A 15,422-nucleotide genomic window follows, 5' to 3' on the forward strand; every position below is an offset into this window, starting at 1 on the left:
CGTAGCGATTGCCGAAGGCCTGAAAGGCACTTCAATTTTATCTACAAACTTGCCTGTCGACCCATCTATAACGGAAATGATGTTTGGTTTGCAAGTGCAGGCATAGGAAAAGTAGATCTTATTTGTATCAGAGTTTACGGCCAAGTAAGTAGGCGGGGAGTTTACCGCCAATGTTGAATTGGTATCAGTCCAAGTGATTGTTTGCTTGACCTTTTGTGTTTCATCGTCAATGGCAAGAATTGAGAATTGTTGAAAGTTTGCTACATACATGGTGTTCGTAACTGTATTAACAGCAATGCTCCTAGAAATTACTCCGGTCGTTACGGGCTGAGGCAGTCCGAATGCAAGGACGGGCATGGGAATGAAATAAAGGCCCCACAGAATTGTTGCAATCGATCCCATCACCTTAGTATAAGTGGATTTTTCTAGATTCAATTCTAGTTCAGATGCCCAAGCGCCTACGAATCATCATGTTGTTACCGATACGCTCATCTTAAACTAATCAGAGAAGGTACCATTGGCAAGCAAATATCGTTCTAATGATGCTTTACCTTCGGTTTCTGGAAGTAATTCAAACTCTCTTTCCACCACTTTTGTTAGCTTTGGATCGTATTTTCCGCTTTTGGCGTCTTCAATATTCTTCCGCGAGGTACTCACATTTTCAGGATAAAGATCTATTCCTGTAAAATTTCGTTGTATTATCGCGCACACAATTCCAGTGGTGCCTCGTCCCATAAAGGGATCAAGGATCCAATCCCCTTTTTCCGATGCAAAGTTTACTATCCGGGCCACAAGGTCCTCGGGGAAGATTGCAAAGTGCTCGTTTCCATAGTGTGCCTTTGTCGAGATCTCCCAGACGTTGCCGGGGTTCTTGCCCGCCGGATTGCAGACCGCAAATATCGGGTAGTGTTTGTGGTTTCCAATTCTCTTGCGAGTAGCATGCCGCTTAAATTTTCGGAAGCAGGTGGGACAGTACTTCTCTGGATCGTATCCAAACGCCAAGGATATCTCGCTCGTAGTCGGTAAGTCGTCAAACGGAGTCTCGCGGCTTGCATTATGGATTATCTCCTCCAACTCGGCAATCCTAACTTTACTTGCATTTATCGGTTCAAATTGCAAGAGGTGTTTTGGTGGGACCTTGTTTCTTCCTTCTCGGGCCTCATTTCCACTCGTTCTCAAAAGGTCAAGATTGGTAAAGGATTTAGAGTTCTTTGAAAGGAACAAGATATACTCGTATGCTTGCGAAAAGTTTTGCCTTGCGCTAGATGACATATTGTTTTTCTTATACCAAATTACATCTTCTCGAAAGGTATAGCCCTGTTCTACCAGCTTTAGTGCAAGCCTGTGAGGAACCATCAGCTTCTGATTGTTGCGCCTAGTATCGCCGATTACTATCCAAAGAGATCCGTCCTCGGTCAACAAAGGCTTACACAGACTGAATATTTGCGAAAGCTTGTCGATAAATTCCTGCTCGCCTTTTTCTCTGCCTACTTCATCAAGATTTTGACCATATCGCCTATGACCGAAGTATGGAGGAGATGTAATAATTAGACGGTACTTTGAAACTTCTCGAGGGTCATCGCCGAGATTCTTTAGTACCTTAAGCGAGTCGCCCTCATAAAGATCATAGCTAATCAATCTAATTGAGCTTCTCTGGCTTGTCAACTCTTGGCAAAGGATTTATTCTTTTTGTACGAGTTGTGAGAGGCTGCATAAAAGTACAGACAGTCGGCCAGAGCCTCGTCCTTTAAGACGCCGATTGCAGAGTTTGCATGAGTCTGGTAAAATGCGCTTTTCTTCAATAGATTGATACATACTTCAATGCTTTCGGTGTCCTCGGGATTCGAAGCAAGTATCTCATAATTCCTGACAAAATTCGAATCAGTCCCTTCCTCAAGGTATCTCCTTAACTCATTAATGATGCTGTTGCCAGTTCTCAAAAGCAGGGCTCTTTGGGAGATGGCAGATTCCAAGGCTAGCCAAACATCGTCCCACTTGCGTCGGAAAACCCTATCTAGCACACTTTGAAGCCCCAACCCCTGGCGAGTAAAATGCCTCGTGACTTCACTACCATACACCAAATCAATAACTACGGAAAGACCGTCCTTTTCGAAGCTTAGTCTCTGTGAGTGTGCATCATATTTCAGCTTGACAGAAAAACGATTGTTGTGGCGCTTAAAATAGTCCTCAAGCAATCGCTTGCTCTGAGTGTAAAATCCTTGTGACTTGTCATCTTCTATCGACGCCTCGCTGCCATTCACGTTAAACAAAAAACCTGCGTGCATTTCCAACTTCTTTATGCCAAGACTTAGAAAAGCTTGAGCAAAATCCATTTCCACATCGTCATGTACATAAACGGAAACGCTGTTTTGAATCAGCTCTGCCAATTTCAAATATTTTTTCGCCAATGCTTCTTCTCTTGCAGCAGTTCCACCGCTATCGACCCGGTTCTTTATTTCTAGAAATACTAGTCTGTCATCGATTATGTTCAAGAGATCAAATTTGAGCTTGGGGGCGGTACCTGTGGTCCTCCACTCAGAATCACTCGTTATATTCTTCACTTGTGAAATCAGCTTGGGTATATTTGACAAATTGATTCCGTTTGCGGCGGAGTCTCCTCCCGCAGACGCTAGGACCTTCTCCAACAGAGCTCCTCTGCCCCCCTTCGAGCCCCAAAAGTATGAGGTGACTTCCATGATAGCTCTATAGCTGTGGTTATTAGCAGCTGAATTAAGGCCCATGAAGTTTGCAGAAAAAGGGTCGAACTTATCGCCAGGAAGGCTTGCATATTCCATAAGATTGGAGACGATATTTGAGTAGGCCTTGCGCAGCCACGTTTCCTCACGACTTAGAAGAGATGGGTCCTGAAGCAATAGCATCCTGCGAGGGACGATACCCACGCTGCAACTGAAACAGGAGCAATGTTAAAGATTTTTCGCCTATAAGAAAAGTCACGATAATCGTCTCTCGCGCCGATACAATAGGCAGCAGCAAGTTATTCCGCCCGCCGCACTTTGATTTCTCGTTTTCGACAAAAACTTTCAATTCTCCATTTTGTTAAGAAAATGGCCTCTTTGTTAAATAAATCGACCTCTAAATCGCATTATTTAACAAAGCTGTCCCATTCGAGTAAGATGACCTAGACAGCAGGCAGTCTGATTATGGCCTCGTCCTGCAAGAGTGCAACGTATTCCCACCCTTGCATGATGTACTGTTTAACTTCTAGTATGGGTACGACCTTCTGCGTATTGCCGTTTAATCCGAGCGCCTTCTTTTGCTTGTCTTGAACGAGCTTACTGATGTCTGCAGGTGTAAGCTGCGATAGGTCGCCTAATGCGTCTGCTTCTTGCTCTGAAAAGCCTGCAATTAGTAAGAACTGGCGGTTGAACTGAGCCTTTACAGCATCAATGGCAGTGTCGCGCTTTGTGCTAGTGACCAAGTATTTGTCGCTGGCTTTGGCAAACGCTTCTCGCATCTTTTCGACTAGATCATCTGAAAGTTTACCCTTGTTCGTAGTATAGCGAGCCTCGATGTCGCCCTTGTGACCCATCCAGAAAACCCGCCAGTCTCTAATTATCAGGCCGTCGGCCTCAGCCATCATCATTCTAGTGTCAAAATAGGTCCGGAGGATATACGGACGCCAGTCAAAATTCGCCTTCCTTATTGCTTGCCGTATAGAATCACCAATGTTAGACGTTCTGATAAAGCCATAATGCTTGTTGAACCTGATTGAATTGACGATTGGAGTGTCAGCATTCAAAGTCTCTTTGCGGTCCTTGATTCGAAACTCAAGGAGAATCTTGATGTATTCGCAGCCTTCCGCAGGCATGAAGGTAAAATATCGATGTCCTGCCTTGCTGAGGTTTGAACGCACGGTCACAATGGCAGGCAACTTTTCGAAGGTGACAGTGGCCGTCGCGTTATCGACTCGCATTTCGGGTAAGTCGCCGACTTTGAGACCATCATTGCCAAGATAATTACCAACCACTTCAGGACGCACACCGGCAAAGGCAACGAGCGTCGACTCGACTTTTTGTTTGATGTCTGCAGCGTTCAGCAACCTTCTGACAAGATCGGGAGTAGGAGCCTGCTCAGTTGCAGCCTTTGTCGCAATGTGAGCTTTTGGCAGTTTGACCTTTTGTCTGATTTCGATTCCGTTATGCAGGAACCATGATTTCAAGGACTTTGTGTAATCCTGCATGTATGTGGGCTGCTTCTTTTCCTCGTGGAGCTTTGAAATTACATCCAGAATCAAATCCTGAGCTTGTTTTTGCTCTAGTTTGGCCATTTCCGCAGGCGTCGTCTTGAACTGTTTGCAAACGAACCCCAAGCGCTGGACGCACTTGTCTGCATTTGGCGGGCTGGACCTGGCAAGGTTGTCATACCACCTTTTGACGTTCGGATCTGCAAAAAGAACGGCTTTGTAACTGTCTTGCCTAAGCTTTCGACCAGCTTCCCGGGGCATCTGTTGGGATATCTAGCCCCACATTATTATACTTTTGAACCCATACGGGAGTGGACTGGGCGGGATTTGAACCCGCGACCTTTCGCTTGCGAAGCGAACATTACTACCCCTGAACTACCAGCCCAGCAGTCCACTTGCAAGTGATCCCCGAATATAAAATATCACGAACGGATTATTGGCAAACTCAAAACTGTGTGCGAGAAACTTCGCGCAGTTCCTCTGATAGGTCAACGATGGCATGAGGGTCGCGTAAGCGTATGCGCTCTTCATATTCAACAAGTAATACCGAGTTCTAATCGCGTGGTCTAGAACAGCCGGATTTCTAATATATTACGCCGTTTCAAAGTGATCATGGCCGACCCGACGCAGAGAGCCGAGGAAGCTTCGCAACAGCTCCCTCCGATTCTGAACACACAGGAAATTTCGTTCCAATTCAGCGAACGCTACTGCGTCTCGTACGTCGACATTGTAGATTCCACAAAAACTGCAATACAGATTAGGGAGCCGGGCAACGTCAGAGGGTTCTACTCGACCTACCTCAATACGCTGTCGCCGATTGTCAGACGTCATGCAGGCAGGGTGATAAAGAACTCTGGTGACTGTATCATTTACTATTTTCCATGCACCTCCGATGACCGGAGCGCCGCAAGCTTTAGGCAGGTGATAGAATGCGGGTTTGCAGTCCTAGAAGCCCGCTGCAGGCTCAACCAGGAACTAAGGAGTCTGGGCCTGCCTGCCCTCAGTTACAGGGTGAGCGCCGACTATGGCAGGCTTGAAGTGGGCACCCTCAGTAGCTCTACCGCAAGCGACCTGTTCGGCTCGACAATGAACATCTGTGCCAAGATTAACTCAATGGCGGACCCTAACACCATGGTGATTGGGGGCGATCTGCATCAGGTGCTTGCCGGACTATCAATAAAGGACTATGCCTTTCAGGACAAAGGCTCGTTCTCAGCCGGCGCAAGCTTTGACTATCCCGTATACACCGCGATAAGAAAGCATCATCCAGGTTCAGGTAGCGGCTCGGTTTCATTCAGCTGGTTTTCCCCCCAGACTGCGGATCCGCTGCTGTCAAACGAGATTGCAAAGCCTTCCCTGGGGCGCTTTGCGTCCAGACCAAAGCTGATGATAGTTGACGATGAGAGCGACATACTCACCACCTTCAAAATGTTCCTGGAGAGGGAAGGCTTTGAGGTGGAGACCTTCGATACTGCAAGGCACGCGCTCAGGAGGTTTGCTGAGTGCTGCGGCACAAAAGACAGCGGCGCGGATTCGCACCACGATATCGGCAATGTGGGGAGAAACCGCTCATTTGACCTGGTGATACTTGATATTCGAATGCCCCAGATAAACGGGCTCCAGCTCCACAAGTACTTCAAACAGCTTGACAAGAGCATCAAGACCATCTTCGTCTCGGCGCTCGATGCGGGTCAGGAGCTTGTAACCCTGCTACCGGAGCCGCAGGATATTGATGTCATAAGAAAGCCCGTGGCACGTGAGGTCTTTTCCCAAAGGGTAAAGACACTCTTGGGAGCGAGAAGAATCGCGCAGACCAACGGTCCATGAATTCTCGGTGACTCAGGTCATAATCCCGCTTAGACAAATATAGTCAGAGTCAACATCCAAAAGGTCAGTGCAAAGCCAGTGCAGAATTCATGTGACGTGCTGATAAAAAACGCGCAGGCAGTCATACCCAAGGTCGGCGTACTGGAATGCGACATCGCTGTAGAGGATGGAAGGATAAAGTCGCTAAAGGCTGGAGCCAACGCTGGCGCTTCAAAAGTTATCGACGCCGCGGGCAAGTTTGTGCTGCCGGGGCTGATTGACCCGCACGTGCACTACGGAGTTTACACGCCCGTAGACGAGGCGGCTGTTTCCGAAAGCCGGTCAGCGTCGGTCGGGGGAGTAACGACGATGATGAGGATGCTGAGACTGTATGATGACTCGTTTCAGACCCTAGACGACCAGCTCGCGGCAAGTGCAAAGTCACATTACATCGACTACTCGGTCCATGCATCGATACTCAAGCGTCAGCAGCTTGCGTTCTTACCGCTTCTGAGAGAAAGAGGAATCACCTCGTTGAAGGTGTACATGAACCTTGGCGCCGATCTCGACCGTATCTTTATGGACGTCCCCCCGGCGACTCACAGGATTTTGGAAGGCACGGTCAACATGACCGACGAGCTTTTGGCCCACATAGTCGAGCAGGGAACCCGCTTGGGTATGACAATACTTGTTCATGCAGAGGATCCCTTCCAGTGCTCGGCAGGAATTCGCCATGGAAGGGGAGCGGGGCTTGAGGGATTGAAGACCTGGTCTGACTGCAGGCCGGCACGCTCCGAGGCCGAAAGTGTTTCAAAGGTTGCAGCCCTTGCGCGAAAATTCGGCTCAAACATTTACTTTGTCCATATTGGCTCAAGTGCCGCTCTGGATGCTATTCTCGCAGAGCGCCAGAAGGGCAGTGCAAACTATTACATCGAGACCTGCCCCCAGTACCTCACGCACTCCTATGAAGACTACTCCAGCCTGAAGGGAAAGGTCGTTCCCCCTCTGCGCTCAAGGCACGACCTGCAGGCGATGTGGTTTGCGCTCCGTAACGGCATCGTTGACACGATAGGAACGGATCACGTTGCAAACAGGCTGGAAGTAAAGATGGGCGGGGGTGACACATGGACAGCTCTCGCGGGGTTTCCAGGCATCGCTACGATGCTGCCAGTTCTGCTCGACAGGGGCGTAAGAGCCGGCCTCATAGATCTCGTCCGGCTCGCAGAAGTCACCAGCTACAACACGGCACGGGTATTTGGCATGTACCCGAGGAAGGGGACGATAGAGGTAGGCGCAGACGCGGACCTTACCCTTGTTGACCTCGAAGCTACGCGCAAGGTGACGCCGGAAATGCTGCAGTCTTATTCGGATTACAGCATCTATGAGGGCTGGGAAATTACGGGATGGCCTGTGCTGACCATGGTGAGAGGCAGGGTCGTGATGGAAGACGGTGCAGTACACGCCGACGCTAGAGGTCACGGCAGATTTGTCGCGAGGCCTGTTGCCGGAAGCGGCTAGGCTTTCTTTGTCTTGTCTTCTACGCCAAAGATGGGGTATCTTGACAGCAACTTGTACATCAGGAATACTACAAAGGCGATGATGGCAAAGTCAATGATTTGCGAAATAAGGTCGCCATACGCGAAAGTCGAAGTGGCATGCGTCGCGGGGTTTGTCGCGTTGTATTTCATCGCGGCAAGGTCACCCGCGGGAAGGGCTAGCCCGACAATTGGATTGATAATGTCTGCGACAAAAGAGCTGACCAGCTTTGATGCAGCAGCACCGATTACGAATGCTATTGCAAGGCCGATAACACCAAACGTCTTTAGGAATACGATGAACTGCTCCATTAGGCTTGGAGGTCGCTCTTTGGTGCCGGGCGGGCTCTCAGTCATTGCCTTACTAGACAGGTGGCAGCCGTGACGTGCTATAAACCCTTTCAGACCAATTGTCAAGTTCGCCCGGCAGCAAAGTTTCTAGTGAGTTGAGATTACGTCAAGCTGGCCTGCCATGCCAAGCCTCAGGAGCAGGTCGGGCGTTCTGCTAAAGATCCCGACTTCAAGCACCCCGGGCAGCGATTTGGCTCGCTGCTCCAGATCAGAAGGCTCTTGGATCTCGCCAAATGATGTGTCGAACACAAAATTTCCGTTCTCCGTCACGAATGGATAGCCCTTTTCAAGGGCCCTCAGGCTCGGACTTGCATCCTTGAAGTGGCTTTTCAGTTCTACTGGAAAAAGAGACCGGGCAAACGGGTGCACCTCGATCGGAACCGCCCTTGAGAGTGTGTTTACGAACTTGGATTCGTCGGCAACTATCACGACCTTTTTTGCGGCAGATATGAGTATCTTCTCGCGCAGGAGAGCTCCTCCTCCCCCCTTTATCATGTTGAACCTTCGGTCTATCTGGTCCGCGCCGTCAAATACCACGTCAATTTCGGGTATGTGCGACTCGTCTGCGAGTTCCAAGCCGCTTTTTTCCGCCTCTATTTTGATTTGGGTCGAAGTGGGTATGCACTTCATCGAAGGCTTGTCTTTAATCCGGGCCATTTCCCTCACAATATGGGCCACAGTGCTGCCGCTGCCAAGACCCACCACCCTTGCACCCTTGAGGTGCTTTATCGCCTCGGAGGCCATTTTGGAAAATGCGGGTTGGCCTGAAGAGCTTGTACTCGACTGATTTGAGGAGGCAGGGTTCGCCACTGCTACCGAGTCTTGGTGGGATCAAATAAAACTATTTGGCGACATGATGGTAAAGAAAGCGTTGCAGGCAGGCTGCGTGTGGGGAGCGGGTGATGTTGGCGAGCCTGCAACACCTTTCTGGTCGTAAACAGTGACCAGCCGCAGGTTCCTAGCTTAAGGGTTTGCGGTGCAAAGTTCAAGAAGAAAAGGAGAGAAAAGACTACTGGAAGCCGCGTTTTCTTTTGAGATCGAATCCGCCACTCGGCTGCCCGAACTGCGGATTGAGATATCTGCTTGACAGGTACTTGGTGATGTCAAGTCCCATGGATATTCTGCTGCTGGCAGCATTGCGGTCAACCGCGGAGAGAGGGTCTACAAGGCCCGCGCCCTGCGCTTCGTCAGATCCCAGGATGCGGCACATCATGCTAGTTGGACTACACACCGCAGTAAGCATTCCCCCGCTCCCCTTTTTTGTCCACCTCAGGACGCCTATATTCGAGTCAATGGACTTCTCCCAGGTCGGGTCGTTCTCGACAAGCCAACGGGGGATCTGACTTTCCTTCATGCCCCGCAAGTAAATGCCAAGTCCATTTAATGCTTTTGGATGTTTCCAATTTGGTTAATATTATTAGGAACAAATTTCTAGAAGATGCCCTAGTTGACCTCCGAATCCGAACAAGGCGCGCCCAAGAGCTCCGAGCCGGCTCACGTTCTATCAAAAAAGGACAAGATTGCCATTCTTGCCGACGAACTGGTTTCGCTTGATGCAAAAAACGTGAGCCTGACTCTGGCGGAGCTCCTGAAAAGGCTGGGTGCGTCTGACAAGTCTGGCGTTTACTGGACATGCAAGAAATACCTGCAGGACGAATACGGGCTGCTAATCGCAGACTCGGGCCACGTGGGAATTTCAGACAGGTACATTCCTAACCTGATGTTCCCGGGAGACATTGTCGTTTATGCAGTGGTCGACATGCTCAAGACCGGGGACTATATCCAGTTCATTCAGCTGTCCGACACCAAGGACATCACAGTCGAGCACGCCAGGGTTGAAAAGGTAAGCATTGTTGACGGGGCCGTAAACGTGGAGGATCCTCTCTCCGGCAGCCTCTACTCGATACCAAAAACACACGTTATCGGCAAGGTGGTAAAGGTGACAACCGCGTTCTCAGAGGAATGGAAGCACACTTTTTACGAATTCAAGGACAACAAGTGGCTCCAAAAGACCCTGAAGAAGAACCTGGACCTTTACAAAAACGCGTCGTCCTCAAACCAAAGGCAGGTCGTGTCAGAAATAGAGCGGCGCCTCTCCAAGCTCAAGGAAGAACAGCTCACCTAGCGCAATCCAGCATAAACTTATAACACGTATCGCAAGTATTTTCAAAGAAAATGCCAAGACGAAGGGACATCACAAAGACTCACGCTTACAGCGCTCAGCGCTCTGGCAGCAAGAAATATGCCAAGGCAGAGAGGCGCAAGCGCCACAAACCCAGATAGGATTCTCGAAACTCGGGCTCGTGTCGCAAGCGCGTTCATTGGCTTTTCAAGCAGTTCTGACTTTTGTAATTAAGGTTGTCCAGTATTGCTAAATATTAGCCATGTATTTGCGTCCTTGCCTGCCATGATATACGCCTCGGATTTTGGTCTGCCGGTAGACGGAGAGAAGCTCCGCCGTGCTCTGGACGACGCGTTCATTGAAGGGCCGGTCCTATCCAAGATGCTCGAGAACATGGGCATCTCGTTTGGCGTTCCTCCGTCGCCGATGCACGAAATTCATTCCGCGATTAAGGTGCTTTTAGGCGAGACCGCAGGGTCGCTGATAATCGAGAACTTTAGGAAGCAACTCGAATCCGGCTAGAAAGATTCAGAATTCGTCGTCGCGGATAAAAGTTGTCGTTGAAAGTTTGTCGGCATCATAGTATGCCAGGAATCCCTCAAGCGAGTCCTCTATTGCTTCCTGTGGAGTGCTCTTTAGGTTAAGATTCCGAAATGGCTTTGCGTGACCCTCCGGTTTTATCAGGTGGCTTGCGACGCCCAGAAACATGCCGTCTGAGTATTTTATGACCTTTATCCGCAGAGGGTTGACGGGGCACTCGCTGATATTTACCTCCCAGATGCCGATTACCTGGTTTACCTCAAATACGCCGCGTGATTCGAATTTCTCGGACATGCGCTTCAGGTCCACTGAAAGGGCGTCAGACACGACGTGAGAAATGAAGCGGTGGCATTTAATGTTGATCACAGAGTTGCGTATCAGGCACACAAAAGAAACCGCAAAGAATCACCGCGTCGGCAAGAAAAGCAGGATTGGACTTGCCTGCATTGCGGAACCATCAGGAGGCCGGGCCGAACAGAATCAATTCTTGCGCAACGCGTCGGAGAGGTTGAGGATCTAAAGATTTAGGTACTAGATTTGGCATGTATTATTCACGCACGGCAGCGAAATTCTGCAACTGACACCGACGGCCTTTTCTGCCGGTCAGGACGAGTACGGCACGCTTGCATGGCTTGCCTTGGCGGTCATAGGCTCATCGGGCGCCCTTTTTGCGACCGCCCTTTTTTTCAGGCGACCGAGGCCAGCGTTACCTTCCATTCGCGCCCGGCTTGACTTTCGGATAATGACATTTGCTGCAATCGGCTTTGTAATCTTTGTTCTTCCGATCAGCTATTTTCACGAAATCGGCCACGCGTTGTCATGTACTTTTTCTGGCGGCAAGGCGAGGATCAGTTCGCCCACAATAACGGGCATAGACCTGGTCTGCCTTCATTCCTACTCAAACGTGGAGATTAATCGGGCGATGGGCGGTGTCTTTGGCGCCATAGGCTCCCTTGTCTCGCTTGCGTTCTATCCGCGCTTTAAGCAAAATCCCTTTTTCTTGGGCCTGCTTGCGGCCTGCCTAGCCCAGGCATGCGAGGAAGCACCTAAAGCGCTGATTGAACCGCTGAATTTTGCCTTTTACTCGACCCCTGATGCCGCGACGCTCTTTTCACTTGTCCAGCTTGGAAGCCTTGCAGTGTTTGCACTGCTGCTGGGAGGCAAGATGAGCGAGAAAATGGGATTCGGTGTGCGGCTGCAGCCTAGCTGAAAGCCCTCTTTGCGAAGGTCAATAAATGAGATCGACGCGCTCGGTCCGGATCAAAGACTAGGAAGATCAGTTACAACTTCTCAATGACGGCGATATAGGATCGTCGTGAGGCTAGAACGAATCCAGATAGTTAATGGGCAGCTCAATGGTTTGCTACCATTAGTCTTTAGGAGCTACGAGCGATAAAAGAGCAAGCTATCTGCAGACGGTCTGGAATAATTGTTGAAGTTCAGAATAATTCTGTCACAATGGCCCGTAACGCAGTTCGAGCTGTTTGAGCCTTATACGAGCTTAGGTGTGGCCGCCCTTTTCCTTTTCTAAATAGCAAACCTATTCATTGCATGAGTGCGAAGCCTCACAGAACATGCTCGACTTGTGCGACCTGTGTCAAATCAAGCCTGCGGTAATCTTCCAAGAAAATGGCAACTACTGTCCCGAGTGTTGGCAGGACAAAACAACGCCCTCAACTGCCGCATAGCCCCTTTTTCTGACATGAATTTTGAGACTCTAGTAATCTTTGGCAGAGCTCAGAAATAGCATGCAGGCGACAGGCTTTCTGACTCTCCCCAGTTACGATCCCTGCGGTTATCGGAGAATTTCGACATGACAAAAGGCGGTGCAGCGATTATAGTAAATCTTAGGGTACGAAATTGGCTCTTGATATTCTGGGAAAAGATGAGTCGGCCGCTGTCATTTTATCTTCATCCATAGTACGGACTAGTCCAACATTCTTCGCGTAATGTGTAATTCACGATGTCATTGTATATGTCGTTGGAATTCTTGCCATCGGGGCAGTTAAGGTACATTTCCTGAGGCCTTCCGTCGTTATCAGAAAATACTCGAAGGATAAGCCGCCTAGTAACATTTTGACTGCCAGTGAATTGCTTATGAACAGTATAATCCACCACAAGTCTGCCGCTTCTATCAACATAGGTGGTGGCGTTGGGATACATTGTCAGAAAGGTCTTTACTTCCTTCAAGTCCTTTTGGTTCTCCAGTATGAGTTTATCAGGCAGCTCTTTTTCGGATGGTATCTTTGGTGGCTCTTGATAAAGAATTACGGCGGTAACAATCGAAATAACGACTGCCGAAGTTATCCCGCCTATCAAATATAATCGGTACAATTGGATCTGTGTCTGTATCGTCCGAGGATAAGAACCGTCCCAGTAATGGCGGCTGTTGCAACCAAAACGCCAGGACCTGTGGGGAATTCAGGAACAGTTGGGATGCCATGCCCAATCTCTAAGAGCTCGTATTTCTGAAGAAATGTGATCTTTTTGCCTTCGATAGTTGATGATTTAGAAAATACTGAACTGACAGGATAGGGCAAGTCTCCAGAGATGCATGTGGAATTCCCCACAACTGTGCAGTTAAACGACCCAGCCGGAACCGTAATTTCACGAGTTCCGTTCAAGTAAAGGTGGTGTTCAGGGTCGATCGTCCAACTGTGAGAATTAAGTGGCTGACCAGGATAAGATGCTGCTGCAGATACTACCACAAAGAGTGCAGAGTAAATTTCTTCATTGATTGCAGAGCTGTTGCCTGAAAGAGCGATAGGCGCGTAAGGCTTGTTCAGAAAGAAGTTGATTGTGCCATTCATGACTGTGCTATTAGTTACAAAGTACGTGGGGACTACCCAATACTGTTGAGCGGGAACCGTGTCGTTAACAAACCGTTGAAAGTAAAGTACAAACTCAAAGGAACCACCGTTTCCTCTTGTGTAGCTGTACAATGGATTTTGCGGGTCGTTTTTAAAACCAAACTCAGTATAATTATCGAAAACTCTGTATCGCAGAAAGGTGTCGGGTTTAATTCCTTTCCCAATGTACCAAGTATCAGCATTTGACGACGGAAATTGTGCATGCGCAGCTTGTAGCAGATTTGCTATCGGTGGCGATAGAGCTAAAGTCGGCAATGTTGCAACAATGAAACATAATGCCACAACCAAACGCGTTTTTGCAGGGTAATTAATTGCGATTTTCAATACTACACTGCAATCCTAGTGAATCCACCGTACCTGTTATGTCAGTTTGCGTCTCCTTAAAGTTTGAGCTCTACAAAACCGGTGTCCCTGCTTGCATGAGTTAACGCGCTGAAGGATCATCAGGGTACTAGCCTAGTATTTCCAGGGTCGGTCAAACCTGCGCTTTATAACCTACTTTCGCATCGATTAGTTACGACCGCTAGACTAACCGTTGTAATGATGGCAATAGCCCTAGCAGCAATAGGTGCCAATTTTTTAACAAATGCAATGGGGTTTGCCTTCGGCGCGCTTATGCTTACAGGAGCAGTCGCGGCGCTTTGCGGAATCGTCAAGGCCGACTAATGCTCTATCTCTAGCCTTTTTTCGAGGTCAACTTAGGCAAAATAAACGATGGGCCCGATAGCCCATTACTATCCCGTACGATAGCCTTAATTACGACAAAACAAGCCCGATTGATTACATGAGATTTGTTGTAACATGCATCATTCCAACAGAAGCTGGAAATAAAGGACTGGCAGACCCGCAGGCATTTGTCTCTAACATCGAGAACTACATACGAGCAAACAAAGTTGAAAATACCTACTTTATGGAAGCCAACGGCGAGAGAACGGCACTATTCATCCTGGATTTGGCAGGTGCAGACAGGATACCTGCTGTAGCTGAGCCGTTGTTTAGGATGGGTGCAAAAGTGGAGTTCCATCCCGCCATGACACTAGAGGACTTGAAGAAGGGCGTTCAAAGCATTCCAAAGTAGGCCATAACTAAATCCGGGACCGAGACACAGGGCTTTTCTCCAGAGCTGACCGCGTTAAGCCCCAGAGGCATCGGCTAGAATACGCCTCTCCTCTTTTTTTGCTAACCAATAATGCGTCGAGTGTCCGGCCTATTACTATATTGCCTGCGGGTTTTGTTAACTCTGCGGCGCATGGATATGACATTTCATGGATGGAGGAGCCGCTAGCAGCACCCTCGAGTCTGTTGTCTTTTTGTTATTCGGCCTTTGGCTGATTGTGTTGCCATCCTGGCGGGGGCACTAATATGGTTGCTAATATAGTTTCCCGCAGGCATGTGCGCAGCAAATCGCGGGCTGTTTTGTTTGCTAACTGTTAGTCTAATACTGTTAGTCCTAACACTTGTTAGTCTTGCTAATACTGTTAGTCCTAACACTTGTTAGTCTTGCTAATACTAATGTATTAACGCTGTCAAAGGGTTAGAGACAGAGCACTTGAAAGTATTGCACTTTAGACGCATGCCTAGCTAACCAACCTGTTGCAGAAGCTGCCATTTGACAGATTGGTTAACTTAGCTGCTCTGATCAGTACCGAAACAATTGGTACAATGTTCAGATATACTACGGCCCAATCTGCCATTGGTGGCCTGACTATGTGAACGTGCAATTGCGACGAGCTGCTGGACCCCTAAGGCCCTAGTATACTGGCCGAGAATAGCTGCTAGATTGCCATGCCAGTTTTGCACACAACTTGCGGCCTTGACAGCCTGCCATGCGCCAAACCCATAGCACTATTACCCGTGGTCCTATCGAAAATACAGCGTGTTCTCTAGCAGAAGAGGGGGTCCGCCTGCCTGCTGTATGAGCACGGGGCGGAGGGTAATACGCCGCAAAGCCGCAGTTTGTGTGGAAAACCCTAGGTCTTGGGTGATAGCATCAC

General features: G+C 48.9%; 16 protein-coding genes and 1 tRNA gene. 6 read left to right on the forward strand and 11 right to left on the reverse strand.

Going from position 1 to position 15,422, the window contains the following annotated elements:
• From ABI361_12080 to ABI361_12100, 5 genes are all read right to left on the reverse strand, one after another.
• A partial coding sequence (locus ABI361_12080; protein ID MEO9321399.1) for a hypothetical protein occupies positions 1-435 on the reverse strand: 435 nt, incomplete at its 3' end.
• Positions 436-498: 63 nt separating this feature from the next.
• A complete protein-coding gene (locus tag ABI361_12085; protein ID MEO9321400.1) occupies positions 499-1,638 on the reverse strand; it encodes a site-specific DNA-methyltransferase in 1,140 nt (379 codons plus the stop codon).
• Positions 1,639-1,661: 23 nt separating this feature from the next.
• Complete coding sequence (locus ABI361_12090) at positions 1,662-2,900, reverse strand: hypothetical protein (GenBank protein ID MEO9321401.1); 1,239 nt, start codon at positions 2,898-2,900, stop codon at positions 1,662-1,664.
• Between the two features lie 239 nt (positions 2,901-3,139).
• Positions 3,140-4,465, reverse strand: coding sequence for a site-specific integrase (locus ABI361_12095; GenBank protein ID MEO9321402.1), 1,326 nt, complete (start codon positions 4,463-4,465; stop codon positions 3,140-3,142).
• Positions 4,466-4,516: 51 nt separating this feature from the next.
• Positions 4,517-4,589: transfer RNA gene (locus ABI361_12100), tRNA-Ala, on the reverse strand.
• A 227-nt stretch (positions 4,590-4,816) separates the two neighbouring features.
• Here ABI361_12100 and ABI361_12105 point away from each other — a divergent pair.
• Complete coding sequence (locus ABI361_12105; protein ID MEO9321403.1) at positions 4,817-6,031, forward strand: response regulator; 1,215 nt, start codon at positions 4,817-4,819, stop codon at positions 6,029-6,031.
• Positions 6,032-6,109: 78 nt separating this feature from the next.
• Positions 6,110-7,528 (forward strand): amidohydrolase family protein, encoded by a 1,419-nt coding sequence (locus ABI361_12110; GenBank protein MEO9321404.1) that lies wholly within the window; start codon positions 6,110-6,112, stop codon positions 7,526-7,528.
• On the opposite strand, the gene ABI361_12115 is transcribed toward ABI361_12110, so the two are convergent.
• The 3 genes from ABI361_12115 to ABI361_12125 form a co-directional block, all read right to left on the reverse strand.
• Positions 7,525-7,902 carry an MscL family protein gene (locus ABI361_12115; GenBank protein MEO9321405.1) on the reverse strand — a complete coding sequence of 126 codons (378 nt, stop codon included), beginning with the start codon at positions 7,900-7,902 and terminating at the stop codon, positions 7,525-7,527. The two genes, ABI361_12110 and ABI361_12115, sit on opposite strands and share 4 nt — an antisense overlap.
• A gap of 81 nt (positions 7,903-7,983) precedes the next feature.
• The gene (rpiA, locus tag ABI361_12120; GenBank protein ID MEO9321406.1) at positions 7,984-8,706 is read right to left on the reverse strand and encodes a ribose 5-phosphate isomerase A; all 723 of its coding nucleotides are present in this window, start codon (positions 8,704-8,706) and stop codon (positions 7,984-7,986) included.
• Between the two features lie 199 nt (positions 8,707-8,905).
• Positions 8,906-9,250 (reverse strand): hypothetical protein, encoded by a 345-nt coding sequence (locus ABI361_12125; protein ID MEO9321407.1) that lies wholly within the window; start codon positions 9,248-9,250, stop codon positions 8,906-8,908.
• 93 nt (positions 9,251-9,343) lie between these two features.
• On the opposite strand from ABI361_12125, the gene ABI361_12130 reads away from it, so the two are divergent.
• Entirely contained in the window at positions 9,344-10,021 is a 678-nt protein-coding gene (locus tag ABI361_12130; GenBank protein MEO9321408.1) for a hypothetical protein, read from the forward strand.
• Between the two features lie 282 nt (positions 10,022-10,303).
• Positions 10,304-10,540, forward strand: coding sequence for a hypothetical protein (locus tag ABI361_12135; GenBank protein MEO9321409.1), 237 nt, complete (start codon positions 10,304-10,306; stop codon positions 10,538-10,540).
• 6 nt (positions 10,541-10,546) lie between these two features.
• Here ABI361_12135 and ABI361_12140 read toward each other — a convergent pair whose 3' ends face one another.
• Positions 10,547-10,885 carry a hypothetical protein gene (locus tag ABI361_12140; GenBank protein MEO9321410.1) on the reverse strand — a complete coding sequence of 113 codons (339 nt, stop codon included), beginning with the start codon at positions 10,883-10,885 and terminating at the stop codon, positions 10,547-10,549.
• Between the two features lie 310 nt (positions 10,886-11,195).
• On the opposite strand from ABI361_12140, the gene ABI361_12145 reads away from it, so the two are divergent.
• Positions 11,196-11,768, forward strand: a complete 573-nt coding sequence (locus tag ABI361_12145; GenBank protein MEO9321411.1) for a hypothetical protein — start codon at positions 11,196-11,198, stop codon at positions 11,766-11,768.
• A gap of 701 nt (positions 11,769-12,469) precedes the next feature.
• Here ABI361_12145 and ABI361_12150 read toward each other — a convergent pair.
• Both ABI361_12150 and ABI361_12155 read right to left on the reverse strand, forming a co-directional pair.
• Positions 12,470-12,892, reverse strand: coding sequence for a hypothetical protein (locus ABI361_12150; GenBank protein ID MEO9321412.1), 423 nt, complete (start codon positions 12,890-12,892; stop codon positions 12,470-12,472).
• A complete protein-coding gene (locus ABI361_12155; GenBank protein ID MEO9321413.1) occupies positions 12,874-13,752 on the reverse strand; it encodes a hypothetical protein in 879 nt (292 codons plus the stop codon). Before ABI361_12155 ends, ABI361_12150 begins: the two co-directional genes overlap by 19 nt.
• Before the next feature lie 460 nt (positions 13,753-14,212).
• Between ABI361_12155 and ABI361_12160 the strand changes: the two genes are divergently transcribed.
• Complete coding sequence (locus ABI361_12160) at positions 14,213-14,506, forward strand: panthothenate synthetase (protein ID MEO9321414.1); 294 nt, start codon at positions 14,213-14,215, stop codon at positions 14,504-14,506.
• The last annotated feature ends 916 nt before the right edge of the window (positions 14,507-15,422 follow it).

This window comes from Nitrososphaera sp. (assembly GCA_039938515.1).
Classification (GTDB): Archaea; Thermoproteota; Nitrososphaeria; order Nitrososphaerales; family Nitrososphaeraceae; genus Nitrososphaera.